The 23,969-nt window shown below is 67.5% G+C and carries 25 protein-coding genes and 1 tRNA gene; 21 read left to right on the forward strand and 5 right to left on the reverse strand.

Translation table 11 applies throughout. From position 1 onward, the window contains the following. Positions 1-23 precede the first annotated feature (23 nt). On the forward strand, positions 24-1,961 hold the full coding sequence (locus AABM41_01540) for an APC family permease (protein ID MEK6190991.1): 1,938 nt from the start codon (positions 24-26) through the stop codon (positions 1,959-1,961). A gap of 41 nt (positions 1,962-2,002) precedes the next feature. After that, positions 2,003-3,313, forward strand: coding sequence for a hypothetical protein (locus AABM41_01545; protein ID MEK6190992.1), 1,311 nt, complete (start codon positions 2,003-2,005; stop codon positions 3,311-3,313). A gap of 1 nt (position 3,314) precedes the next feature. Here AABM41_01545 and AABM41_01550 read toward each other — a convergent pair whose 3' ends face one another. Genes AABM41_01550 through AABM41_01560 form a run of 3 tightly spaced genes read right to left on the reverse strand, consistent with a single transcriptional unit; the run spans position 3,315 to position 5,078 of the window. After that, positions 3,315-3,719: a VOC family protein gene (locus AABM41_01550; protein ID MEK6190993.1), complete on the reverse strand. Its 405-nt coding sequence runs from the start codon at positions 3,717-3,719 to the stop codon at positions 3,315-3,317. A gap of 8 nt (positions 3,720-3,727) precedes the next feature. After that, a complete protein-coding gene (locus AABM41_01555; GenBank protein MEK6190994.1) occupies positions 3,728-4,072 on the reverse strand; it encodes a hypothetical protein in 345 nt (114 codons plus the stop codon). 40 nt (positions 4,073-4,112) lie between these two features. Beyond that, entirely contained in the window at positions 4,113-5,078 is a 966-nt protein-coding gene (locus AABM41_01560) for an NAD(P)-dependent alcohol dehydrogenase (GenBank protein ID MEK6190995.1), read from the reverse strand. Positions 5,079-5,212: 134 nt separating this feature from the next. Here AABM41_01560 and AABM41_01565 point away from each other — a divergent pair, with 134 nt between their 5' ends. The 14 genes from AABM41_01565 (at position 5,213) to AABM41_01630 (ending at position 19,365) form a co-directional block, all read left to right on the forward strand. Continuing rightward, positions 5,213-5,869 (forward strand): TetR/AcrR family transcriptional regulator C-terminal domain-containing protein, encoded by a 657-nt coding sequence (locus AABM41_01565; GenBank protein ID MEK6190996.1) that lies wholly within the window; start codon positions 5,213-5,215, stop codon positions 5,867-5,869. Positions 5,870-6,070: 201 nt separating this feature from the next. Then, entirely contained in the window at positions 6,071-6,802 is a 732-nt protein-coding gene (locus AABM41_01570) for an SDR family oxidoreductase (GenBank protein MEK6190997.1), read from the forward strand. Between the two features lie 26 nt (positions 6,803-6,828). Further along, entirely contained in the window at positions 6,829-8,025 is a 1,197-nt protein-coding gene (locus tag AABM41_01575) for a sugar ABC transporter substrate-binding protein (protein ID MEK6190998.1), read from the forward strand. A 9-nt stretch (positions 8,026-8,034) separates the two neighbouring features. Continuing rightward, complete coding sequence (locus tag AABM41_01580) at positions 8,035-9,528, forward strand: sugar ABC transporter ATP-binding protein (GenBank protein ID MEK6190999.1); 1,494 nt, start codon at positions 8,035-8,037, stop codon at positions 9,526-9,528. Continuing rightward, the gene (locus AABM41_01585; GenBank protein MEK6191000.1) at positions 9,521-10,552 is read left to right on the forward strand and encodes an ABC transporter permease; all 1,032 of its coding nucleotides are present in this window, start codon (positions 9,521-9,523) and stop codon (positions 10,550-10,552) included. Before AABM41_01580 ends, AABM41_01585 begins: the two co-directional genes overlap by 8 nt. Further along, entirely contained in the window at positions 10,549-11,574 is a 1,026-nt protein-coding gene (locus AABM41_01590; GenBank protein MEK6191001.1) for a Gfo/Idh/MocA family oxidoreductase, read from the forward strand. The genes AABM41_01585 and AABM41_01590 overlap by 4 nt, the downstream gene beginning before the upstream one ends. Before the next feature lie 26 nt (positions 11,575-11,600). Further along, positions 11,601-12,536 carry an alcohol dehydrogenase catalytic domain-containing protein gene (locus tag AABM41_01595; GenBank protein ID MEK6191002.1) on the forward strand — a complete coding sequence of 312 codons (936 nt, stop codon included), beginning with the start codon at positions 11,601-11,603 and terminating at the stop codon, positions 12,534-12,536. Next, complete coding sequence (locus tag AABM41_01600; GenBank protein ID MEK6191003.1) at positions 12,533-13,099, forward strand: glucose-6-phosphate isomerase family protein; 567 nt, start codon at positions 12,533-12,535, stop codon at positions 13,097-13,099. The genes AABM41_01595 and AABM41_01600 overlap by 4 nt, the downstream gene beginning before the upstream one ends. Positions 13,100-13,105: 6 nt before the next feature. Beyond that, complete coding sequence (locus AABM41_01605) at positions 13,106-14,647, forward strand: FGGY family carbohydrate kinase (GenBank protein MEK6191004.1); 1,542 nt, start codon at positions 13,106-13,108, stop codon at positions 14,645-14,647. Positions 14,648-14,652: 5 nt separating this feature from the next. Continuing rightward, positions 14,653-15,072, forward strand: coding sequence for a hypothetical protein (locus AABM41_01610; protein MEK6191005.1), 420 nt, complete (start codon positions 14,653-14,655; stop codon positions 15,070-15,072). Beyond that, the gene (locus AABM41_01615; GenBank protein ID MEK6191006.1) at positions 15,065-16,555 is read left to right on the forward strand and encodes a UTRA domain-containing protein; all 1,491 of its coding nucleotides are present in this window, start codon (positions 15,065-15,067) and stop codon (positions 16,553-16,555) included. Before AABM41_01610 ends, AABM41_01615 begins: the two co-directional genes overlap by 8 nt. Continuing rightward, positions 16,548-17,498 (forward strand): phosphoglycerate dehydrogenase, encoded by a 951-nt coding sequence (locus tag AABM41_01620; GenBank protein MEK6191007.1) that lies wholly within the window; start codon positions 16,548-16,550, stop codon positions 17,496-17,498. The genes AABM41_01615 and AABM41_01620 overlap by 8 nt, the downstream gene beginning before the upstream one ends. Beyond that, positions 17,495-18,421 carry a shikimate dehydrogenase gene (locus tag AABM41_01625; GenBank protein MEK6191008.1) on the forward strand — a complete coding sequence of 309 codons (927 nt, stop codon included), beginning with the start codon at positions 17,495-17,497 and terminating at the stop codon, positions 18,419-18,421. Before AABM41_01620 ends, AABM41_01625 begins: the two co-directional genes overlap by 4 nt. 20 nt (positions 18,422-18,441) lie before the next feature. Next, positions 18,442-19,365, forward strand: coding sequence for an aryldialkylphosphatase (locus tag AABM41_01630; protein ID MEK6191009.1), 924 nt, complete (start codon positions 18,442-18,444; stop codon positions 19,363-19,365). A 162-nt stretch (positions 19,366-19,527) separates the two neighbouring features. Here the strand turns inward: AABM41_01630 and AABM41_01635 are convergent. Beyond that, positions 19,528-19,602 (reverse strand) — tRNA-Gln (locus AABM41_01635). A 95-nt stretch (positions 19,603-19,697) separates the two neighbouring features. Between AABM41_01635 and AABM41_01640 the strand changes: the two genes are divergently transcribed. From AABM41_01640 to AABM41_01660, 5 genes are all read left to right on the forward strand, one after another. Beyond that, positions 19,698-20,765 carry a polysaccharide deacetylase family protein gene (locus AABM41_01640; protein ID MEK6191010.1) on the forward strand — a complete coding sequence of 356 codons (1,068 nt, stop codon included), beginning with the start codon at positions 19,698-19,700 and terminating at the stop codon, positions 20,763-20,765. 114 nt (positions 20,766-20,879) lie between these two features. Next, positions 20,880-21,242: a hypothetical protein gene (locus AABM41_01645; protein MEK6191011.1), complete on the forward strand. Its 363-nt coding sequence runs from the start codon at positions 20,880-20,882 to the stop codon at positions 21,240-21,242. A gap of 44 nt (positions 21,243-21,286) precedes the next feature. Beyond that, a complete protein-coding gene (locus AABM41_01650; protein ID MEK6191012.1) occupies positions 21,287-22,285 on the forward strand; it encodes a pyridoxal-phosphate dependent enzyme in 999 nt (332 codons plus the stop codon). Further along, positions 22,282-22,848 (forward strand): hypothetical protein, encoded by a 567-nt coding sequence (locus AABM41_01655; GenBank protein MEK6191013.1) that lies wholly within the window; start codon positions 22,282-22,284, stop codon positions 22,846-22,848. Before AABM41_01650 ends, AABM41_01655 begins: the two co-directional genes overlap by 4 nt. Then, positions 22,845-23,444, forward strand: a complete 600-nt coding sequence (locus tag AABM41_01660; GenBank protein ID MEK6191014.1) for a GNAT family N-acetyltransferase — start codon at positions 22,845-22,847, stop codon at positions 23,442-23,444. Before AABM41_01655 ends, AABM41_01660 begins: the two co-directional genes overlap by 4 nt. 189 nt (positions 23,445-23,633) lie before the next feature. Here AABM41_01660 and AABM41_01665 read toward each other — a convergent pair whose 3' ends face one another. Beyond that, positions 23,634-23,945 (reverse strand): hypothetical protein, encoded by a 312-nt coding sequence (locus AABM41_01665; protein MEK6191015.1) that lies wholly within the window; start codon positions 23,943-23,945, stop codon positions 23,634-23,636. Positions 23,946-23,969 lie beyond the last annotated feature (24 nt).

Below are 23,969 nucleotides of genomic sequence, written 5' to 3' on the forward strand. Positions count from 1 at the left end.
CCGGCGATGCGTACATCCGCATCGTGCGCCCCTTCGACGAGGAGTTCGAGCGCACCGAATCGGGACACCTGATGGCGACCGAGGAGACGCTGCTGGAGCGCGCCGGTTGGCAGCGGCAGGTGGGCCGTATCCGCGCCGCCCTCTTCGGCCGCCCGATCTCAAGCGAGCATGAGGAGCACGAGCGGCTGACCAAGACGAAGGCCTTGGCGGTGTTCAGCAGCGACAACATCAGCTCGTCGGCCTATGCCACCGAGGAGATGATGCGGGTCCTGCTGGTTGCCGGCGTCGGCGCCTTCAGCCTGATCATGCCGCTGACCATCGTGATCGCCGTGGTGCTGGCCGTGGTGGCCACCTCCTACCGGCAGACCATCAAGGCCTACCCCAACGGTGCCAGCAGCTACATCGTCGCCAGCGACAACCTCGGCCCCCCAGCCGGCCTGGTGGCCGGCGCCGCGCTCCTCATCGACTACACCCTGACCGTCGCGGTATCGGTCTCGGCCGGTGTGGCGGCCGTTACCTCGATCGTCCCATCGCTGTTCGGCGAGCGGGTCTTGATTTCGGTCGTCATGGTGATCGCGCTGACGATCGGCAACCTGCGGGGCGTGCGGGAGTCGGGGACCATCTTCATGGCGCCAACCTACCTGTATCTCGTCGTCGTGTTGGGCATGATCGGATTCGGCCTGGTGGCGGTCGCCACCGGATCCATCCCTCCGTACCACCCGCCCGAGGCATGGCTGGCGGCCGAGGCCGGCACCGAGACCCTGGGGTTGTTCCTCATCCTGCGGGCCTTCTCGTCAGGGGCGGTGGCCTTGACCGGGGTCGAGGCCGTCTCGGACGGGGTGCCGGCCTTCAAGCCGCCGGAGTGGCGCAATGCACGCGTCACTCTCACCTGGGCGGCCGCCCTGTTCGCGGTCCTGTTCATCGGGATCAGCCTGCTGGTCAGCGCGCTGGGCATCGTGCCCGATCCCAGCGAGGAGCAGACCGTGCTCAGCATCCTGGCCCGCCATCTGACCGGGGATGGGCCGTTCCTAGTGCTGGTCCAGGTCTCAACCGCCCTGCTCTTGATCCTGGCCGCCAACACCAGCTTCGCCGACTTCCCACGACTCTCGTCGTTCCTGGCCCGGGATGGGTTCATGCCCCGCCAGTTCGGCCTTCGGGGAGATCGGCTCGCGTTCTCGACCGGGATCCTCGCGCTGGCGGGCTTGGCCATCGTCCTGCTCATCGCGTTCCAGGCCAGCGTCACGGCCCTGATTCCGCTCTACACCCTGGGCGTGTTCGTGGCCTTCACCCTCTCCCAGTCGGGGATGGTTCGACGCTGGTGGCACCGCCGCGAACCCGGGTGGCGCCGGGGCCTGCTCATCAATGGACTGGGAGCGACTACCACCGCCGTCATCGTCCTCATCGTGGCGTCCAGCAAGTTCCTCCAGGGCGCCTGGTTGGTGATGATCATGGTTCCGTTCCTGGTCGGGCTGATGCTCGCCATCCGGCGCCACTACCGCGCCATGTCGCTCGCGATCGAGGCCACGGCCACGATTCAGCCGAAAATCGCCGCCAGGCCGATCGTCGTGGTTCCGGTCGCCCGCCTGGACAGCCCGGCCCTCGACGCCCTCGGGTTCGCCCGTTCGATCAGCGACGATGCGCTGGCCGTCCACGTGGCCTACGACCCCGAGACGGCGCGCGAGCTCACCGAGCGCTGGGGTGAGGTCGGCGGCAACACCGAGCTGGTCATTGTCGAGTCGCCGTATCGGGCCATGATCGGCCCGTTCCTGCGCTACCTCGATGCCCTTCAGCAGCAGGACCCGGACCGCCGCATCCTCGTCATCCTGAACGAGGTGGTCCCCCGCCACTGGTGGGACATCCTGCTCCACAACCAGACCGCCCTCCGGCTCAAGCTTCGGCTGTTCTTCCGGCACAACACGATCGTGGCCGACGTGCCGTACCACATCCCCGACACCCACTAGATCTCATCTCCTTCTCATCTTCATCGGCCTAGGCTTATCCGATGCATTCGTTCCGAAGCTCCTCGGTCACGCTTGGGCTGCTGAGCGCTTTCCTGGTCAGCGCTTGCACCAGCACGAGCACCATTCCGCAGCCCGACGCGGGTGATCTCCCGGTCGCGCCCGAGAGCGCGCGGGTCGACCTCGCGATGCCGACGTTTTCGAACCCGACCAACGTGACGAACCCGCTCTTCCCGGTCTCGTCCCAGGCGTCGGTCCTCCTGGTGGGAACGGTCGACGGCATGGCGTTCCGCACCGAGGTGACCCTCCTGGCGGAGAATCGGATCATCGAGTGGGGCGGGCAGAGCGTGGAAGTCCTGGTATCCCAATACGTGGCGTACCTCGATGGACGGATCCACGAGGTCGCCTTCGACTTCTACGCGCAGGCCGACGACGGGTCGGTCTGGTATTTCGGCGAGGATGTCTTCAACTTCGCCGATGGCGCCATCGCCAACACGCACGGGACCTGGATCGCCGGTCGGGATGGCCCGGCGGCCATGATCATGCCGGCGGACCCCAAGGTGGGTGACGTGTATCGGCCCGAGAACATCCCGGGCCTTGTCTTCGAAGAAGTCACGGTCCAGCAGGTGGGCCAGACGCTGGATGGTCCGCTCGGATCGATCGAGGGCGGGATCGTGGTCCAGGAGCTCCACATGGATGGGGGGACCGAGGACAAGACATTCGCTCCCGCCTACGGGGAGTTCTTCACCAGCGACGGCGTCGACACCGAAGCGCTGGCCATGGCCGTACCGACCGACGCGGCGTCAGAACCGGTGCCGGACAGCCTGGTCACGATCACCGAAGGGGCCGCCACGGTCTTTGCGGCAGCCGACGCCGGGAGCTGGGACGCAGCGTCAGCCGCAATCGAGGACATGACCACCGCCTGGACCGACTACGCCGCGGGCGACGTGCCACGCCTGGTCGAGCCCTTGATGGCAGAGGCGCTCGACGCCCTGAACCAGGCGATTGACGCTCAGGACGCCGAGGGGGCACGCCAGGCTGCGATCAACGTCGCGCAATGGAGCCTCGACCTGCAGCTCCGCTATCGACCGGCCACCGAGGTTGACCTCGGCCGCTTCGACCTGTGGCTGGCGCAGCTCCAGCTCGACGCGGCGGCCGAGGATGCTGACGGGGTCAACGGCGACCTGCTCACTCTGGACTACGTCCGCGACCGGATCCTGCATGCGATGGACGCGTCAACGGTCGCGGAGCTGAACCTGGCCCTGGAGGAGCTCCAGACCTCAGTCACGGATGGAGATTTCGCGACGGCGACCGAGATTGCCCAGGGACTACGAGACCTCGTGGCGGGGCTGTGACTCAGTCGGCCGTGGGGAGCCGCGCGAACAGGTCCACGCCGTTCCCGTCCGGGTCGCGGACAGTCGCGTAACGCTGGCCCCAGAACGCGTCCCAGGGCTCGAGGTGCCCCTCGTAGCCGGCGCTGACCAGATCGGCATAGATCTGGTCCACCTCGGCCGGATCGGCACACAGAAACGCCAGACCGATGCGGTGTCCGCCGCCAGTCGGCGGCGTCCAGGTCGGATCGAACGATTTGATGTTCTCGACCGTGTCCCATGCCATCCGCAGCCCACCGGGCAGTGTCGCCTCGACGTGATCCTCCGCGTCCACATCGTTCGCGATCTCCAACCCGAGCTTGCGGTAGAACGCCAGCGATCGGGCCAGGTCGTCGACCACCAGGCCGATCAAGTCGAATCGCGCAGTCATGTGGTCACCTACTGGTCCTCCGTGGACTCGGTCTGCGCGCCTTCCTCGATTGGTTCCTCGTGGACTCGGCTCGCCTCCACCATCGTCGGCCGGCCGTCGCGATCCTTCCACCGGGTAACGAGATGGATCGTGTCACCCTCCCCCACGAGGCGCATCACAGCCCGATAGCCGGTAGCTGTCGTCTCCACCGACTCGATGCCGGCCTCGGTCAGAGGGAGCGGCAGCATGGCCACGATCGGGCCCAGGTTCGACCGCAGTTGGCTACTCAGCTCCTCGGCGGCCTGACCGATGTCGCCGGCAAGAAGCGCGTCGAAAAATGCCTGGGCGTGATCCCGTACGGCCTGCTCATCCATCGGCTCGGGTCATTATGCCCAACGCACTGCGATCCGAGTGTCACACGGTTATGACGACTTTCCCTTCGGCGTGTCCTTCTTCCAGATACCGGATGGCGTCGGGGACCTCACTCAGCGGGTAACGCCTGGCTATGACCGGGGTTAGTTTTCCGCCTTCAATGAGCTCTGTCAGCGCGAGCAGGTCCGCGCTACTGTTCTGCGACAGGAACGGGAGCATCCTCTGGCTCCCGAACCGTGACAGAAGGACCGCTCTGAGGATGCGAGTCACAGGTCCGATCCAATTGCCGGCCCCGGGGCCGACCATCACGAGAGTCCCATTCGGTTCCAAGACGCGCCTGCAATCAGGCAGCGAGCGGTTGGCCGCGACATCGAGCATCAGGTCATACCGCGCCCCGCTTCGCGTGAAGTCCTCTCGGCTATAGTCGATGACATGGTCGGCGCCGATCGATCGGACCATGTCCACGTTCCTCGTGCTGCAGACCCCGGTCACGACCCCTCCGAACACCTTGGCAAGCTGCACCGCGAAGGTGCCCACGCCTCCCGCCGCACCATTGATCAAGATCTTCTGCCCTGGCTGAATCTGTCCTTTGTCACGCAGACCCTGCAGGGCGGTCATCCCCGCGACGGGTACGGCCGCAGCTTGCTCGAACGTCAGGTTGGCCGGCTTCAGGGCGAAGTCTTGCTCTGTACCGCGAACGTACTCCGCAAATGCGCCGCCGCGGGTGCCGAACACCTCATCACCGGTCTGAAATTGGGTCACGTTCTTGCCAACCGCCTCGACGCGTCCTGCCACGTCAACGCCCGGAACTTTCCTGGTTGGTTTGCGCAGCCCTTCCCCCATCCGCGCGAGGTAGGGCAGGCCTCTCAAGAGGTGCCAGTCAAGGGCATTGACAGAAGCCGCATGCACCCGTACGAGGACGCTGTCATCGTCGACCACCGGCTTGTCGATGTCCTTCAGGCTCAGGACATCCGGGGATCCGTACCTGTCGTAGACGATCGCTTTCATGGGGTGGGTCCAATCCTTGCTGACTGCTGATTCGTACGTTGTAAGATAAGTCGTACGCTGTAAGATTGTCAAGGCCCATGGCTACCCAAACCGAACCGAGCGCAAAGACCCGATTTCCCTTGAGCAGGGACCGGGTGTTGCGCGCCGCCATCGGCCTTGCCGATGAACGCGGAATCGAGTCGGTCACCATGCGCAAGCTCGCCCAGGAGCTCGGGGTCGAGGCCATGTCGCTGTACTACTACGTGGCCAAGAAGGACGACATCCTGAACGCCATCGTCGATCTCGTCGTGAGCGAGATCGAGCTGCCGTCACCGGGAGCCGATTGGAAGGCGGCCATCCGCAAGACCGCGATCTCGGCCCACGACGTGTTGGTGCGACACCCCTGGGCGGCGAGCCTCATGTTGTCGGCAACCGGGGCCAGTCCAGCGCGATGGCGATATGTGGACGCGATTCTCGGATGCCTTCGGGGAGCGGACTTCTCGGCCGACATGACCGATGATGCGTATCACGCGCTGGACAGCCACATCACGGGGTTCACGTTGTGGGAGGTGCAGTTCCAGATCGACCCGGAGACGCTACCCGACTTGGCGGCGACCTTCCTCCGGGAGCTCCCGGCCGACAAGTACCCCCACCTCGTCGAGCATGTCCATCAGCATCTCCAAGAGCGCAGCCCGGACGATGAAGGCGCGTTCGCGTTCGGGCTCGATCTGATCCTGGACGGCCTAGAGAGAATCCGCGACACGGCCGGAGATTTGGCTGGGGCGGAAGGATTCGAACCTTCGATCTCCTGATCCAGAATCAGGCGCCGCCCCGGAGGCCCTCAGCGGCCGTCTTTAGCCAAGATTCGTGCTCAGACTCGGCCCACGCCTCGTCCTCGCATCTTCCCCTTGACAGTCGCCAGTCCTATCGGCGTTACTTGTCAGAACAACCTGTACGGACATACGGACAGAAGCCGTCTCGTGCACAGCTCCGAACCACCCAGGGTAATCATCGTGACCGGCGCGACGAGTGGCATCGGCCGAGCGGCCGCCGTGGCGCTTGCGCGCCGCGAATGGCACGTCATCGCATCGGGCCGCGACGCCGAGCGGGGTGATGCCGTCGCCGAGGAGATCTCGTCCGTTGGCAACGGCGAGTTCATCGCAGCGGACCTGTCGAAGCCCGACGCGCCGGAGCGCCTCGTCGCGGAGGTTGTCCGGCGCCATCAACGTCTCGATGGCCTCGTAAACGACGCCGGCATACATACGCTCGCGGACACCGTCGAAACCAGGCCGGAGGACTGGGACGCAATTCTCGGGGTGAACCTGCGAGCGGTATTCCTGCTCTGCCGGGCGGCCATCCCGGTAATGGCCCGTTCGGGGGGCGGCGTGATCGTCAACGTGGCGAGCGAAGCCGGTCTCGCCGCGATCCCCCGCCAGGTCGCGTACAACGTATCCAAGGCGGGCATGCTGATGCTTTCCCGCAGCATCGCCGTGGACCACGCAACGCAGGGAATCCGCGCGGTTTCCGTGTGCCCAGGGGCAACCATGACCCCCCTCGTGCGCGAGGCTATCCGGTCGGCCCCCGATCCCGAAGCGCACGAGCGCAGCCTTGCGTTCAGTCGACCTGCGCGGCGGCTAGGAACCGTCGAAGAGATCGCCACTGCCATCGCGCTCGTGGCAAGCCCGGAGTTGGAGTTCATGACCGGCTCGGAACTGGTCATCGATGGCGGCTTCACCGCCACGTGAGTAGAGGAGGACAAAGGATGTACATCATGTCGGACCGCAGCGCGACGGGTGCCGTGCTGCTGATGGTCGTGCTCGTGCTCGCCGCCTGCACCCCCAGCGCGTCTGCGCCGGCCACCGGCGACGACGCGACCCCGGGGGCGACCGAAGGCGTCAGGAAGATCGTGATCGGCTGGACGCCGCCTGACATCACGGGCGTTTTTCAGACCGCGACGGATTTCTTCGAGCTGGCTGCCGCCCAAGCGGGTGAGCACGGCATCGAGGTCGAGGTGATCTCGCGCTCGCCTGCCACACACGTGGACTTCGCCGACCAGCTCGCCATCGTCGAGGATTTCATCACGCAAGGTGTCGACGTCATCGCCATCTCGCCGGCCGATACAGAGGCCATCAAGCCTGCGATCCAGCAGGCAAATGATGCCGGCATCCCGGTGATCATGGTCAACCTGCTCGAGGAGCAGGAGGGGGTGGAGATCGCGTCGTATGTCGGGTTCGACAACACCGAAGCAGCAATGGTCTCTGGCTACGCGGTGCTCGACTACTTCGGCGGCCCTGGGGTGCTCGGAGACGGTGAGCAGATCGAGGTCGCCGATGACCAGTATCTCGATCTTGAGTGGTGGGAGTCGATCTATGAGGGGGTCGATCTCTCGGGCATCGAGGCGCGTGGGGTCATCATCGAAGGCATCGCCGGCACCTTCTTCTCGCAGACGCGAGTAGACGGGTTCAACACCGTTGTCGGAATGGCCGAGGGCGTCGAGATCCTCGCCGAGCCGATCGCCGCGGACTGGAATCGAGAGAAGGGCATTGCGGCGGCGGAGGACTTCCTGTCGCGATTCGGACCCGATGAGCTCGACTTTATCTGGGCCGCGTCGAACGAGATGGGCCTCGGCGCTATGCTCACCGCGGAGCGCCAGGGTCGTCTCGACGCGAGCGGCGGCTCGACGCCGCCGGAAGCCGGCAAAGTGTCGATCTTCACCAACGACGTGACCCCGGAGTCGACCGACGCCATCCGCGAGGGGCGCCTGATCGCGGAAACGCACCATGGGTTCCCCGAGTGGGGATGGTTCGGCACGGCCTTCGCGGTGCGTCTGGCATGCGGCCTCGACGTACCGCAGTTCGAGGACATCCGCCCACGAACGGTGTGGGAGGCGAACGCTGACCAGTTCTATCCGGAACCGCTGCTGCCGGAGATTGACTGGGACGACATCCGAGCCAACTGCGAGCGCTGACGCGATCTCGTGTCTGTCCTTGAGCTTCGCGAGATCTCGAAGGCATACCCGGGAACAGTAGCCCTCGCCGGCGTCGACCTCGATGTCGACGCCGGCGAGGTTCATGCCCTGCTCGGGGAGAACGGCGCCGGCAAGTCGACGTTGATGAAGGTAGTAGCGGGCGCCGTCCGCCCCGACGCCGGGTCGATGCGCATCGACGGTCGCGAGATACCGCTCGGGTCCCCCGCGGTCGCGCGCAGGCACGGGATCGGGATCGTGTTCCAGGAGCTGAGCCTCGTGCCCACGATGTCCGTGGGAGAGAACGTGATGCTCGGCCAATGGGAGGAGCGCCGATTCGGCGGCGTCGATGTCAGCCGAACCATCGGGCGAGCGCGCGAGTACTTAGCGCGCGTCGGTGTAGACGTAGCGCCCGAGCGTCGCGTGCGCCACCTCGGGATGGCCGAGCGCCAGCTCGTTGAGATCGCCAAGGCGCTCTCTCGCGAGGTGAAGGTCCTTCTCCTCGATGAACCCACTTCCGCCCTGTCGGAGCGCGAGTCGCACAGGCTTTTTCAGGTCGTCCGTGACCTCACGGCCCAGAACGTCGCCGTGATCTATGTCAGCCATCGTCTTCCGGAGGTTCTCGAGATCTCGAATCGGGTCACGGTCCTCCGCGATGGCAAGCTGGTGGGGTCGCTGGCCACCTCGCAGGCGTCCGAGGCCGAGCTCGCACGGCTGATGGTCGGCACCGCGCTCGATCTCAATCGGCGCACCGCCGACAGTCGGTGGCCAGCCGACCACGGTCAGCCGGTCGTTCGTGCGCGCGGTCTCGCGCGCCCGCCGCGCCTCAAGCCCTTCGATCTGGACCTGCGCGCCGGCGAAATCGCCGCCGTCTTCGGCCTCGTCGGTGCGGGCCGTTCGCGTCTGGCGCGGACGCTTTTCGGTATCGAGCCCAGCACCCAGGGGTCGCTCGAGCTGTTCGGCAGGCGCGCCGTGGTGCGATCGCCGGCTGACGCGATCGCGCTCGGCGTCGGGTACGTTGGCGAAGATCGCGCGGTCGGCTTGGTTCCTCGGATGACGGTCGCCCAGAACATCACACTGGCGTCGCTTGCGCGCCTCGGGCGCCGAGGACTACTGGATCACACCACGGAACACGAGCTCGGGAGTCGCTATGTCCGCGAGCTCAATATCCGCACGCCTTCGCTCGAGCAGCCCGTCTCGGCGCTGTCAGGTGGCAATCAGCAGAAGATCCTGCTCGCGCGCTGCCTCTGTTCGGGCGCCCGGTTCCTCATCCTCGACGATCCGGTGCGCGGGGTCGACGTGGGAGCCAAGGAAGAAGTGTTCCGCATCATTCGAAACCTCGCCGACGACGGAGTGACGATCCTGTATCTGACGTCGGAACTGCGCGAGGCGCGTGCTCTCGGTCATCGCGTGCTGGTCATGGCAGGTGGTGGAATCGTGGCTGGGTTGCCACCCAGCGCCAGCGAGGACGAGATCATGACTCTCGCAGGAGGTGCACGTGTCTGATCCCGGCTTCCGGCCCATCACGGATCGCATCCAGGCGCGTGCGGCGAAGGTGCTGCTCGGATCGGGCGGTCTGGGCGGCGCCATCTTCATCCTGGTCGTGCTGATCCTCGTCTTCGCCGTAGCGGCACCGGGATTCATTGGGACCGGCAACCTGCTCAACATCCTTCGCCAGTACTCGGTGGTCCTCATCCTGGCCGTCGGCCAGACCCTCGTCATCATTTGCGCCGGGATCGATCTCTCGGTCGCGGCGGTGGCAGCGCTTTCAGGCAGCGTCATGGGAGTGGCATACGCGCACCTTGGACTCCCCGCGCCGGTCGCCATCGGGCTGGGGCTCGCTTCGGGCTTCCTGGTCGGCGCGTTCAACGGTCTCGTGATCACCAAGTGGGGGGTCCCGGACATCATCGCGACGCTGGGGACACTCACCGCGGTCCGCGGTATCGCGCTCCTCACGACCGGCGGCCTGCCGGTCCCGGATTTCTCGCAGGTCGTCGAGGGTCGCCGCATGCCGCCAGAGGTGACTCTCTTCGGCTCCGGCGACGTCTATGGCTTCCCCTTGATCATCGTCGTGGCCGCTGCTTGCGTGCTCATCGGCTGGTTCATCCTCAACCGGACGAAGCTCGGGCGCACCATCATCGCCGTGGGCGGCAACCGCGAGGCGGCCCGGGTCTCCGGCATCGACGTCGACCGCACCAGGTTCTGGGTGTACGTCATCTCGGCGACGCTGGCGGCGGTCGGCGGGATGTTGCTCGCCGGCCGGCTCGCGTCGGCGAACGCGCTCATGGCCAACCTCATGGAGCTCGATACGATCGCTGCGGTGGTCATCGGTGGCACGGCGCTGTTCGGCGGCGAGGGACGGGTGAGCGGCACGGTCATCGGGATCTTCATCATCGGAGTTCTCGCCAACGGCTTGAACATCCTTGGCCTGTCAGACTTCTGGCAGCGCGTCGTGACCGGGCTCATCATCATCATCGTCGTGGCGATCGACCAGTGGCGGCGCCGGGTCGGCGCACGGGAATCGACATGAGCGAGCTTGGCGTCGCCCTCATCGGAGCCGGCCGAGCCGGCCTCGTCCACGGGCGAAACTTCGCAGCCGGGATCCGAGAAGCGAGGCTGCTGGCGATCGCAGATCCGGATACCGAGCGGCGAGCGGCAGCGGCCGCCGAGCTGGGCGTCGATCTGAGCTTCGCCGACCCGCTGGCGGCGGCTACGCACGATGCTATCGACGCGGTTGTCATCGCCAGCCCCACGTTCGCACACCACGACGTCGCGCTCGCCGCGCTCGAGGCGGGAAAGCACGTCTTATGCGAGAAGCCCATTGCCTCGACGCTGCAGGATGCGGTGGCGATGGCCGACGCGGCAGAGCGCTCCGGCCGGACGTTCCTCATGGGCTTCGTGCGGCGCTTCGATGCCCGCTTCCGGCGCGTCGCCGAGCGCATCGCGGCGGGTGACATCGGTGAACCGCTGTACGTGCACTCGACCGGCCGCGGACCTGGCCTCCCACCCGAATGGGCGTGGAACCCGGAGCGCTCCGGTGGACTCATCGCCGAGGTGAACTCGCACGACATCGACAGCATCCGTTGGCTTTCCGGCCAGGAGGCGACCCGCGTCTACGCCGTCGGCCGCGCCGGCAAGCGTCCCGACCTGGCGGCGTCCCACCCGGGCTTCGTGGACCTTGTGGCGGCCACGATCGAGCTGTCGGCGGGTGCGGTCGCCCACCTCGACGGCGCCTGTCCGTCGGAGTACGGCTACGACGCGCGTGTCGAGGTCTACGGAACGGAAGGCACGATTCTGGTGGGCGGGCCTACCGAGGCGACCGCCATGCTCGTACGAAAGGGCGCGGCCATCACCGATGCCGTCCGGTCGTGGCGCACGCTCTTCAGCGACGCCTATCGTGAGGAGGATCGTCACTTCATTGCCGCTGCCCTCGGGCAGGAAGAGCCGCGAACGTGCGCGCGGGACGGAGTGGACGCGCTGCGCGTCGTTATCGCGGCGAACCGCTCGATGCAGACCGGGCAACCGGTATCCATCGACGAGGTCGCGCCGTGAGAGCGGCCCGGATCGTCGGCCCGGGCGTGGCTGAGGTGGCCGAACTGCCTGACCCCACCCCTGCCGCCAACGAGGTCGTCATCGAGGTCGCGTTCGCCGCAGTGTGCAGCACCGACCGCAGGCTCGTGCGCCGTGGAGAGCTTGTCGGGCGGATTCCCGGCCACGAAATCGCGGGCCGCCTGGGTGACGGCACGCTCGTTGGCGTTCATCCGGACACGGGCTGCGGCCGCTGCCCACGGTGCGATGCAGGTCAGACGAACCGGTGTGCGCAGCGCCGCTCGGTTGGAATCGACCGGGACGGCGGGTTCGCCGAGAGGGTCGTCGTGCCTGCGGCGCACGTGATTCCCGTCGATGGTGTGCCTGCGGAGCTCGTGCCGCTGCTCGAGCCGCTCGCCTGCACGCTGCACGCCGCGACTCGCCTGCGGGCCGCGGCGGGGGAATCCGCCGTCGTCGTCGGTGGCGGGGCGATGGGGATCTTCGCGATGTGGGCGCTCCAAGCGCGCGGCCTACGCGTCTTCGTTCGCCAGCGCAGCCCACAGCGACGCCGCCAAGCCCAGGAGCTCGGTGCGACCGGCGTCATCGAGGCATCCGACGACGTGAGCGCCACCATGGATATGCCGCCGGACGTCGTCGTCGTCACCGCACCCGGTCCTGAGCCGCTCGCGTGGGCGCTGGCGCACGTTGCGGAGGGGGGTCGGGTGCACGCGTTTACCGGCAGCCCTGACGGCGCACTGGTGGACGCGAACATCATCCACTACCGACATCTCGACCTCGTCGGCAGCACTGGCTCGGGTCTTGTCGACTATCGCGATGCACTCGAACTGGTTCGCTCCGGCGCCATCGACCTCGCGCGACTGCCGAGGACGGAGATCGACCTGGAGGGTCTCCCGGCCGCCATTGCGGCACCGGGCGTCGGCGCCGCACTTCGCACCGTCGTTCGTCTGAGGAGGCAGGCCGCATGATCCCGAACATGGAGCCGTTTACGAGATCGATCGACCTGCTGTCCGGCGCGATCGCCGCGGACGCGGTCGTCGAGGACCGACGCGTCGCGGATCTGCGCGGCTACTACCTCGACGACTCTGGTGCCGAGCCAGATCGCATCATCTACCGCGTTTACGCCGTACCGGTTCCGGAGGCCAACAGCGAACTCCAATGCTCGACGACGGTGATCGAGCCCGGCCGCATCGGCCGTGAATACCACATGACTAAGGGGCACTTCCATGCGCATCGGGACCGATCGGAGGTTTACCTCGGCCTTGCGGGCGATGGATTGCTCATTCTCGCCACCGAGGACGGACGCCATCGGGTCGAGCCGATCCGCAAAGGGAGCCTGTCCTACGTGCCCGGCGGCTGGGCGCACCGGAGCGTCAACCTCGGCGATGAGCCGCTCGCGTTCTTCGCGGTCTATGTCGGAGATGCGGGCCACGACTACGCGACCGTGGCGGAGCATGGGTTCCCGGTGCGCGTGATCGAGGGCGATGACGGGGCTCCGCTGGTCAAGCAGCACCCCGGACATCGGCGCTGAGGTGCCATGCCAGTCTTCGTCGGATGCGATCTCGGAACGATGGGGAGTAAGGCCGCGGTGGTCGGGGATGATGGAACGATCCTGGGTGCGGCGCTCGAGGAGGTTCCTCTGCATCGACCGCGAGCCGGTTGGGTCGAACAGGATCCGCTTGAGATCGAGGCGTCTGCCCACCGGGTGATCCGCCGCGCGCTGGATGAGTCGGGGGAGCGCGGGGAGATCGCCGGCATCGCGTTCAGTGGCCAGATGTCGGGCATCGGGACGATCGGCGCCGGCTTCGAGCCCGTCACGCACTACGACTCCTGGCTGGATACCCGCTGCGAACCGTACATCGACCGAATGGCTGAGTGGGCAGGACGGGTTGTGGAGCTGTCCGGCTGCCCGCCGACCTACTCGCACGGTCCGAAGATGCTGTGGTGGCGGCACGAGCGCCCCGACGCGTATGCGCAGATCGAGCGCTTCGTTCCGATCGGATCGTTCGTCGCCGCGCGTCTGGCCGGCCTCCAGGTCGCCGACGCCTTCATGGATCGGACGTACCTCCACTTCACCAACCTCGCCGACACCGCCAGCGGTCAGTGGTCAGATGAACTGATCGCGCTCTTCGAGGTCGATCCGGCGCGGCTGCCCCGTCTCGTCGAACCGGTCGACGTCATCGGTGAGGTCACCGCCGAGGCGAGCTCCGCGAGCGGCCTGCCGCGCGGCACGCCGATCGCGGCCGGCGCCGGAGATACCGCGGCCTCCGCGCTGGGGGCGGCGGTCGTCCGTCCCGGACAGGCCTTCGACGCGGCCGGAACGGCCAGTGTGTTCGGCATTTGCGTGGACGGCTTCCGCCCCGATACCGCGGCGCGGACGCTGATGGCGACGCGGGGGGTCGCGCCGGGCACATTCGTCAACCTCGCGTTCGTCAACGGCGGCGGACTCGCCCTGCGCTGGTTTCGCGACGAGATTGCGTCGGACCTTGCCTCGGAGCCGGACGCCTACGCAACCCTCGATGCGCTGGCCGCGAGCGTCCCTCCGGGGAGCGAGGGCTTGCTCTGGTTCCCGCACTTTCAGGGGCGGGTGCTGCCGCCGCAGCCTCATGCTCGGGGCAGCTGGGTGGGCCTCACGTCGAGACACACCCGGGGCCATCTCTTCCGGTCACTGCTCGAGGGGATCGCCTTCGAGTACGCCGAGTGGGCACGGCTGGCGGCTGAGGCGGGCAGCGGCGACCTCCGCGAGACGCGGGCGATCGGTGGCGGTGCGGCGAGTACTTTATGGAACCAGATCAAGGCGGACGTGCTGGGCATCGACTGGATTCCTGTCGTGACGCAGGAGTGCGGCGTCCTGGGCGACGCGATCATCGCCGCCGCCGCCACCGGGCACGTGCGCGATGTGGCTTCGGCGGCAGACTCGTGGCAGAGAGCCGGCACGGCTGTGCGGCCCGATGCCGAACGCCACGCAATCTATGACCAGCTACGTAGCGCCTACCGGGCACTGGGCGTGGCGCTCACGCCGGTCTTCCGCGCGATGGTAGACGCGCCGCGGGGCGCATCGGTCGAGGAACGGAGCTGAACGTCATGCGAGTCACGGTTTTCGACATCGTCACCGGCGAGGTCAGCGCCGACGTCCGTGAGGCACCGGATTTGGATCCGGTGCCGCACCTCGACGGGCAGCCGCTCCACGGGGTCCGCGTCTACCGCATCGAGGATCGCGGCGAAGTCGAGCTTCAGCTGGTCGAGATCGCCGCCGGCGGCGACTACGTCCTGCACTCCAGTCCCAAGCTTGCCTTTTGTCACGTCGTTCACGGGCGCGGCAAGCTGGGGCTTCCCACCGGGCGCGCCCTCGACTATGTAGGCCCCGAGACCTACGTCTTCCATCCCGGCACGTTGCATGACTGGCACGACATCGAGGAGGACACGCTCCTGGCGGTGGCGATCGTCCCCGATGGCGTGACCCCCGACATGGCTGTTCGGAGCGACGGTGATTCGGATGGCTGATCAGGCGCGATCACCCGGACGATTGCGGCAGATCGACCGCACCGCGCCGACGCCGCTCTATCACCAGCTCGAGCAGATCATTCGCGCCGAGATCGACGCAGGGCTGTATCGACCCGGCGATCTCCTCCCTTCGGAGAAGGAGATCTGTGCCACGTACGATGTATCGCGCAGCGTGACGCGCCAGACGCTCCGCAACCTCGCGCATGCTGGCTTCATCCGCACCGTCCGCGGTCGCGGCAGCTTCGTCGCCGAAAAGAAGCTCTCCGAGCGATTCGTCCAGCGCGCCACCGGTTTCTACGATGACGTGACGCGTATGGGGCTCGAGGTCAGCACCCGTGTCCTGCGCCAGGGGGTCACGGAGGTACCGCTCGAGGTGGGGGAGTTCTTGGGCGTCACCCATGCGATCCGCATCGAACGTGTACGCTCGGTCGCTGGCCGCGTGCTCGCGTACGTGGTTACGTACCTGCCGCGCGAGCGGTGTCCGGGCCTCGAGACTTTCGACCTCACGGATCGATCGCTCTATGCGCACCTTCGGAGTGCGTATGGTCTGCGAGTCCATTCCGGCGAGCGCACCGTGGAGGCCGTCCCCGCCGAGGGCGAGGTCGCCCACCACTTGGAGGTCGCCGAGGGGACGCCACTCCTGCTCCTGCGAAGTGCGGGCCGAACACACGACGGGGCGCCGCTCGAGTGGTTCGAGGCGTGGCATCGGGCTGATCGGACGCGCTTCGAGGTGGAGATGATCCCTGGCGAGCCGACGCTCCTATTCCAGCCGACCGTGGTTCCGTTGCCGGGGGGAGATCGTTCGCCGATACGGGTCGACCGCCTCGGGTCGGGCCCTGGCGTGGACGTGTGGTCCACGCCGTTCGGCGAGCGGCTGCAGGCCGACCGCATCGTCGCTGTCGTTCGCGCTCCTCGCTACGCTGATGGTCGCGTCATCGCCGGCGCTCTCGCTCAGGGGGGGGTCGGTCTCGTCGAGTTCACGCTGACCGGAGAGAACGCACTGGAGGCGATCGAGCAGGCGCGAGCGCTCGGAGACGTCGTCGTGGGCGCGGGGTCAGTCCTCGACGCTGGATCGGCTCGCCTGGCGATCGAGGCCGGCGCGCAGTTCCTCGTCTGCCCGGCCTTGGTGCCGGAGGTGGCGTCTGCGGGTGCCGCTGTCCCGGTCATCCTCGCCGGTCAGACGCCGTCCGAGCTCCTGGCCGCCTATCGGCTCACGGGCGGCCCCGTCAAGCTCTTTCCTGCTTCCCTCGGTGGTCCCGCCTACGTGCGCGCGGTGGCGGCACCGATGCCCCACGTGCCGCTCATGCCGTCGGGCGGCGTCGACGCTTCGAACATCGCCGCGTATCTCGAGGCCGGCGCCGTGGCGGTGAACGTAGGGGGCCCACTGTGTCCGCCCGACGCGGTGGCTGCCGGCGACGCTCGGGAGCTCGCTCGTCGCGCGGCGGCACTTCGTGCCGTCATCGATAAGGTGCCGCGTGGATGAGGACCGGACCGTCCTCGTTACGACGCGGTCGTTCGGCGGCGGCGACAAGGATCCAGAGGCTCTGCTTCGCGCAGAGGGCCTGAGCGTCGTCCGCGGCGATCCGGGCCATGAGCTGGCCGCGCTCCTGCCGCACCTCGCCCGCGCCGAGGGATGGATCGCCGGCACCGCTCCGATCGGCGCGGAGCATCTCGACGCAGCGCCGATGCTGAGGATCGTGGCCCGCTACGGGGTCGGCGTCGACGGCGTCGACCTCAACGCCGCTCGTCGCCGAGGCGTGATCGTCACCAACACCCCCGGCGCGAACGCCGAGGCCGTCGCCGACTTGACTATCGGCCTCGCACTTGCCGCCCTGCGCGGCATCGTCGAGGGTGACCGAGCGGTGCGGGCGGGCCATTGGTCCGGCCGGGTGGGGCGCGAGCTCGGTGAGTGCACGGTCGGGATCGTCGGCTACGGCCGGATCGGTCGGGCCGTCCACCGGCGCCTCAACGGCTTCGGGTCGCGAGTGGTGGCGCACGATCCATATGCCGTTGACGTCGACATCCCGCTCGTTTCGCTCGCGGAGCTGGTCCGTGTGGCCGACATCGTCACGCTCCACGCCCCCGCAACGCCCAGGCCCCTCATCGACGCCACGCTGCTCAAGGCCATGAGACCCGGCGCCATCCTCGTGAACACGGCGCGCGCGGCGCTCATCGACGAGGCCGCCGTCGCGGAGCTGCTGCGCACGGGCCGGCTCGGAGCGCTGGCGACCGACGTCCTCAGCACGGAAGAACGTGGCCGGAGCCCGCTCCTCGACGCGCCGAATGTCATTGTCACGCCGCATATCGCAGGGCAGAGTGTTCAGGCCGTCGACCGAATGGGGATGAGTGCCGCACGTGAGTGCGTGCGGGTCCTCGTGCGCGGCGAGGCTCCGGAGCATCCGGTCACCGCAGGAGCCCCGGCGTGACGCGGACTGCCGACACGCTCGCCTTCGTCGGCGTGACCGCGACGCGCAGCTCGATCAACCGTCTCTTCCCGCAGTGGGCCAGCGCCCTTGGCATCACCGGTACGGTGCTCGAGCCCATCGACTTGCCGCTCGACACCAATCCGGCGGCCTACCGGGCGGTGATCGCCGATCTTCGCGATGACACCTGCGTACGCGGTGCGCTCGTCACCACGCACAAGGTCCGCATCCTCGACGCGGCAAGCGATCTCTTCGACGAGCTTGACGAGCACGCGCGACTTCTCGGCGAGGTGTCGTGCATCTCGAAACGCGACGGACGATTCATCGGGCAGGCGAAGGATGTGATCACCGGCGGACGAGCGCTCGACGCGTTCGTGCCTCCCGGGCACTTTGCGTCAGGCGCAGAGGTTCTGTGCTTCGGGGCGGGCGGCGCCGGCCTAGCGATCGCCGTCCATCTTCTTACGGAGCGACCCGCGGCGGACCGCCCTCGACGCGTGGCGCTCGTGAACCGGACAGCGCCTAGGCTTGACGCCTGCCGATCGGTCTTCGAGTGGCTCGGCGTCGCCGATCGCGTCGAGCTCGTCTGCAACGAGGTCCCGGAGAAGAACGATCGACTCATGGCCGCGCTGCCTGGCGGATCGCTCGTCATCAACGCCACCGGCATGGGGAAGGACCGTCCGGGCTCACCGCTCACCGACGCCGCACGGTTCCCCGAGGGTGGCATCGCGTGGGAGCTCAACTATCGCGGCAAGCTTCGGTTCCTCGAGCAGGCTTCGAGGCAGCGTGCGCAGCTCGAGGCGGTGGAGGATGGCTGGCGCTACTTCGTCCATGGGTGGAGCGAGGTGATCGGAGAGGTCTTCGGAATCCGGATCGACAGGGCGATGCTCAGGCGGCTGTCGGTGATCGCAAAGGCCGAACGCCTGTGACGGCATCATTCGTCCGGACCGTGACGGGCGACATACCCGCTGGATCGCTCGGGCGCACCGACTACCACGAGCACCTCCTCCAGAGTAGTCCTCTGATGCGTGGCGACGAGTTGGATGACGTGGCCCGCTCCACTCGCGAAGCGACCGCGCTCCGGTCGGCGGGAATCGATGCTCTCGTCGAGCTAACGCCCATCGGCCTCGGCAGGCGTCCGGAGGGCCTGCGAGACATCGCCATGGGGTCAGGCATCACGATCGTCGCGAGCACAGGCGTGCATCAAGAAGTGCATTACCCGGACAGGCATTGGCTTCGCGAGATGACCGCCGACGACCTGGCGGAGCGCTTCATTCGTGACCTCATGGAGGGCATGAACGCCGATGACCAATCTTCGACTCCGCCACCGGCGACCGACGTGCGTGCCGGTGTCATCAAGGTCGGCATTGGCTACTGGCATATATCGACGTTCGAGCGCAACGTGTTGGCGGCGGCGGGCGCTGCGCACCGACGAACCGGCGCGCCGGTCGTTTGCCATCTTGAGCAGGGGACGGCGGGCTTCGAGGTCGCGGCCCTCCTCGAAGAGGAAGGCGTCCCTCGCCACCGACTCGCGCTCGCTCACGTCGACCGCAACCCCGACGCGGGGCTCCACCTCGAGCTCGCCGCCTCGGGAATGTACCTGGGCTATGACGGAGCGGGACGGGCGAAGTATTGGCCAGACTCCGTCCTCGTTGAGTGCATTCTTGCAGTTGCGCGGGGCGGAGCTGCCGACCACATTCTGCTCGGTGGTGACGTCGCGCGGCGCTCCTCGTTCGCGTCCTATGGGGGGCTCCCGGGGATGGCATACCTTCCGACCCGCTTCATCCCACGCCTCACCGCAGCTGCCGGTCCGGCCCTGCTGGATGCCGTGCTCGTGACGAACCCCGCACGCCTGTTGGCGTGGCCGGCTTAAGTTCTGCGTAATGGACGACGAGCGATGTCCCATTTGTCAGAGGTGTCAGGTGCCTATTGCACGGTTGCGGTCCTCCACCGGAGAATCGCAACTCAAGCGAGGGACACAACATCTGCGCCGAGCGGAGCAGGACCACAACCCCTTGTGGTCTCGGCGTCAGATTGGCTGGGGCGGAAGGATTCGAACCTTCGATCTCCTGATCCAGAATCAGGCGCCTTACCGCTTGGCCACACCCCAGCGAGGCTCGGCGATTCTAACAAAGGAGCCGTTCGCCACCGAGGGTTGAGGTATACACGGACCGTGCTGGGGCGCCTAGCATCTTGGGTCCTGCGATGAAGGCCCATGCCCCGGTGATCATCGCGACCCTGGCTGCTGCCTCGGTGCTGCTCGCAAGCGCCGCACTCGTTGGGACGCCGTCCGCCGCGCTTACCCACGATTCATCGGCGACCGTCTCGGCCAAGCCGGTGGCGACGCTGGCTTCGCCAATCCGGCTACATCGGATGCCTTCGCCGATTCCGGCCCCCGGCCCCACTCCCGAACGGGCATCAATCCGGTTCCTGACCCCGGCCGCGACGCCGCCGCCCGCCCCACCTTTGACGCCGGTTCTGATTCCCCTCCCCGTCCCCCGCCAGCCCCTGACCCTCCCTGTCCTGTACATGCACCAGGTCGTGCCGATCCCGCCTGACATCGTCAACTGGTCCGGCGCCTCCCAGCAGGCATTCCTCCGGCAGTCCGTCCCGGTCTGCGCATTCATGGCGCAAATGGATTGGCTGGCAGCCCACAGTTATCACACCGTCCTACCGAGGGACGTGGTTGCGTTCTGGGACCAGGGGGCGCCTCTGCCCGCGAACCCGATCATCCTGACTTTCGACGACGGCTCGCCCGACTGGTACTCGACGATTCTCCCAATCCTTCAGGGGCATGGCTTCACCGCCGAGTTCTACGTGGCGCTCGACCACATCGGCACGTCGATCAGCTGGGATCAGCTTCGCGAGATGGTGGCCGCGGGGATGGGCATCGGCGCCCACGACGTAAACCATGTCCAGCTCACCGGAGGGTCGGTCGTCCCGGCATCACCCGAAGTCATGCGCTTCGAGGTAGGTGAAGCGAAGCGCGTCCTGGAGAACCAACTGGGCGTGCCGGTCGACTCGATGTCCTATGTCGGGGGTGGCTATGACGCCACCCTCATGGGAATCGTCCAGGAGTCGGGCTATTCCTCGGCACGTGCCGTCAACCGAGGGGTGTGGCAGGAACCCGGTGCTCGCTATCGACTCCGCGTCAGCCGGATCGGGATCTGGGACGACATCGTGGGCGGGACGTTGGACAACGCCATCAACTGCATCCTCGACCCGGCCATGTCGACCTTCGAGAGCCGCGTCACCGGGACCAATCCGGGCTGATTGGTCCCCGATCGTCCGGGTGGCCATAGGCCGACCGGCCGACTACGCGGCTGCCACCGATATCGGTACGGTCAGACCATCAATCAATTCTTGCCAAGGGGTGTCCTGCAGACCATGTCAACCCGCGTTGAGCCCGGAACCTGGCGCGAATACGGCCTCGGTGGGCCGCCGGAGCCGTGGGAGCACGGTGACCAGCTGGATCTGGATCGGCTGGCGACCTCGTATTACGTCGACGTGCTCGAGTCCCGGCGACGGATGATCGAGTCGGCCGAGGCGGGCGATGCGGACGACGAGGTGGAGGCAGAGGAGCTGTTCACCCTGGCCACCGGCCACAAGCAGGAGATCGACTTCTCGCTGCGCCACGAGGTCACGCCCGCGGAGCGAGGCCGGGTCGAGGATCGCCTGCAGGCCCTCATGCGCATCAGCCGCCGGCTGCGAGAGCTCGCCGAGCGAGTGGCAGTCGACCCGGTCCCCTGAGCACCGGGCGGCCCACGGGGCGCACCCAGCCCTAGACTGCGGGGGTGGCCCCACCCCCCCTTCCGACTCCCCTCGACGTCCTCCGCGCCCGGCAGCGGATTGGTGATGCCGCCGGCCGAACGCCGCTAGCCGGATCGCTGGCGCTGGCCCAGGCCTGCGGCGCGGACGAGGTCCGGCTGAAGCTCGAGCACCTCCAGCCCACCGGCTCGTTCAAGGTCCGCGGTTCGGAGTCCCGAGTCGCATCCATCGCGGCCTCCGGCAGCGGCGCGCGGCTCGTCACCGCCAGCAGCGGCAACCACGGGATCGCGGTCGCACGCGCGGCCGCGCGGCACGGCCTGGCGGTCACGATCCTGGTTGGCGGATCCGTGTCGCCAGCCAAGCTGGCGCACCTGCGCGAGCTCGAAACGGACCGATGCACGGTCGAGATCTTCGGTCGCGACACGGATGACACCGAACCGGAGGCCCGCCGCCGCCATGAGCTGGGGGCAGCCGTATACGTGTCGCCGTACAACGATCCGGAGGTGGTGGCTGGACAGGGAACGGTGGGGCTCGAGATCCTCGAGGACTGGCCCGATGTCGACACCCTGGTGGTTCCCGTCGGCGGCGGCGGGCTGATCAGTGGCATCGGGCTGTGGGTCAAGTCGATCAGCCCCACCGTCCGCCTGGTCGGGGTGCAGCCGGAGGCGTCGTTCCCGATGCATGCGTTTCTCGTCACCGGCAGCGCGCGCCGGGTACCCATCGGGCCGACTATGGCCGATGGGGTGGCTGGCAACATCGAGCGTGGCTCGATCACACTGCGCCTGGCACGGCGGCTGGTGGATGAGGTCGTGCTGGTCGACGAGGACGCCATCGCGGCCGCCATGCGCTGGGCGTGGAACGGGCCCCGCCATCGGCTGGAGGGAAGCGGCGCCCTGGGCATCGCGGCTCTCCTGACCGGCCGGCTGGGAAAGCTGGCCGGCCATCGCGTGGCCGTGGTGACGACCGGCGGAAACGTGGACGAGGCCACCTTTGAGGCGGCCCTGACCGGTAGCATGGGCAGGTGAGCGTGGATCGTCAGGCGCCGCCCGGCGCCGTGCTGGGGGCGATCCTGATCTTCATCGGTCTGGCCTTCCTCGCCGTCCGGTACCTCGACGTATTCGCGGGCGCCGACGTATGGCCACTCTTCATCATCGGCCCCGGTCTCGCGCTCCTCGTGCTCGGGCTGTTTCTGCCCAATCTGGGGATGCTGGTCGGGGGTTCGGTGGTCACCACGGTGGGCCTGGTCCTGGCCTGGCAGAACATGACCGGCCGCTGGGAGAGCTGGGCCTATGCGTGGGCCCTGGTGGGTCCCACCGCCTCCGGCGTCGGGTCGTTCCTGGGCGGACTGCGGACCGGGAATCCGCGGCTTCGCGACGCCGGGATGTGGCAGATCGCGGTCGGCCTGGCCCTGTTTGGCGGGTTCTACCTGTTCTTCGAGCAGGTGATCGGCCTCAGTGGCGACCCGCTTCCCCTGCCCGAGTGGGTCATACCGGCGGCGCTGATCGGGATTGGAGTGCTCATCCTGCTGCGCGGGATCTTCGGACCGCGGGAAGCCGACAAGCCGCGGGACGCCGACCAGCCGATATGACCTCGGGGGGACTGGAGGTCCACCCCCTGACCGCCGACCGCTGGGACGACCTGGTCGCCCTGTTCGGAGCCAGCGGGGCGTTCGGGAATTGCTGGTGCACGTGGTGGCGCCAGACGGGCGGCGAGTTCGGACGCGGCATTCGCCAGCGCGCCGCCGGGAACCGGGCCCTTCTGAGCAGCTTGACGACGGAGGGGCGCCAGCCGGGGCTCATTGCGTACCGCGACGGCCGGCCTGTGGGCTGGATCAGCGTCGCGCCGCGACCGGACTACGGGAGGGTCATCCGCTCACCGAGCATCGGTCCAGGGCGGCGCAGCCCGGACGCGGCTGACAGCGGCGTGTGGTCGGTGGTGTGCTTCTGGATGCCGCGCGCTCAGCGCGGCAAGGGCATCGCCATGGCCCTGCTCCGGGCGGCGGTCGAGCACGCCCGTTCTGGCGGAGCCCGGGTGCTCGAGGCCTACCCGATCGACACCGGCGAGGAGCGCCACCCGCAGTCGACCGTCTTCACCGGCACGCTGGCCATGTTCCAACGAGTGGGGTTTACCGAGGTCGAGCGCCGGGCCGAAGGCCGGCCCATCGTCCGCCTGCCCCTGGATTAGGCGTACCCAGTCGGCCTCCTTGAGGGTCCCTACCCTCAGTCACAGGAGACTGGTAACTCGCTCGAGCGGCTGTTCTGGCGGGCGCCCAGTTACCTGTGCATGAAAGGCCCGAGAATGACCACGCGCGGCCGTTCTATGCGCTATGCGAGCTACCTGTGATTGAAGATCCGGGCGCTGCTGACGTATCGGTCAGTCCAGGTTGTGCCAGGCGACCTCGTAGTGCTCGACAAAGGGAGTCATCTCGAGGAGGTAATTGGGATCCTCGGGGTAGTACCGGGCCCGTTCTGGCTCGTCGCCGGCGAAGCGGCGGATGGCGTCCATGGAGTCCCACAGGGTCAGGGTCGTGAACTCCGCCACACCGTCCGATACGCGGCGCAAGAGGAGGACACCCCGGTTGCCTTCCGTGTTTTGGTAGTCGCGCAGGCCGGTGCGCTCCAGGAAGGACACGTATTCGTCGGACTTACTGGCCGCCGTTCGCCCCCGCCAAATACGGGCAATCATGGAAATCGCCTCCGATTCGGTGGA

Source organism: Chloroflexota bacterium, assembly GCA_038040195.1.
In the GTDB taxonomy this organism is placed as follows: domain Bacteria; phylum Chloroflexota; class Limnocylindria; order QHBO01; family QHBO01; genus DASTEQ01.

What these genes read in the sequence shown, in the direction of transcription:
- AABM41_01545 (MEK6190992.1), top strand. Translation starts at nt 2,003, where the DNA reads ATGCATTCGTTCCGAAGCTCCTCGGTCACGCTTGGGCTGCTGAGCGCT.
- AABM41_01550 (MEK6190993.1), bottom strand. Translation starts at nt 3,719, where the DNA reads ATGACTGCGCGATTCGACTTGATCGGCCTGGTGGTCGACGACCTGGCC.
- AABM41_01555 (MEK6190994.1), bottom strand. Translation starts at nt 4,072, where the DNA reads ATGGATGAGCAGGCCGTACGGGATCACGCCCAGGCATTTTTCGACGCG.
- AABM41_01560 (MEK6190995.1), bottom strand. Translation starts at nt 5,078, where the DNA reads ATGAAAGCGATCGTCTACGACAGGTACGGATCCCCGGATGTCCTGAGC.
- AABM41_01575 (MEK6190998.1), top strand. Translation starts at nt 6,829, where the DNA reads ATGTCGGACCGCAGCGCGACGGGTGCCGTGCTGCTGATGGTCGTGCTC.
- AABM41_01590 (MEK6191001.1), top strand. Translation starts at nt 10,549, where the DNA reads ATGAGCGAGCTTGGCGTCGCCCTCATCGGAGCCGGCCGAGCCGGCCTC.
- AABM41_01600 (MEK6191003.1), top strand. Translation starts at nt 12,533, where the DNA reads ATGATCCCGAACATGGAGCCGTTTACGAGATCGATCGACCTGCTGTCC.
- AABM41_01605 (MEK6191004.1), top strand. Translation starts at nt 13,106, where the DNA reads ATGCCAGTCTTCGTCGGATGCGATCTCGGAACGATGGGGAGTAAGGCC.
- AABM41_01610 (MEK6191005.1), top strand. Translation starts at nt 14,653, where the DNA reads ATGCGAGTCACGGTTTTCGACATCGTCACCGGCGAGGTCAGCGCCGAC.
- AABM41_01615 (MEK6191006.1), top strand. Translation starts at nt 15,065, where the DNA reads ATGGCTGATCAGGCGCGATCACCCGGACGATTGCGGCAGATCGACCGC.
- AABM41_01640 (MEK6191010.1), top strand. Translation starts at nt 19,698, where the DNA reads ATGAAGGCCCATGCCCCGGTGATCATCGCGACCCTGGCTGCTGCCTCG.
- AABM41_01645 (MEK6191011.1), top strand. Translation starts at nt 20,880, where the DNA reads ATGTCAACCCGCGTTGAGCCCGGAACCTGGCGCGAATACGGCCTCGGT.
- AABM41_01660 (MEK6191014.1), top strand. Translation starts at nt 22,845, where the DNA reads ATGACCTCGGGGGGACTGGAGGTCCACCCCCTGACCGCCGACCGCTGG.
- AABM41_01665 (MEK6191015.1), bottom strand. Translation starts at nt 23,945, where the DNA reads ATGATTGCCCGTATTTGGCGGGGGCGAACGGCGGCCAGTAAGTCCGAC.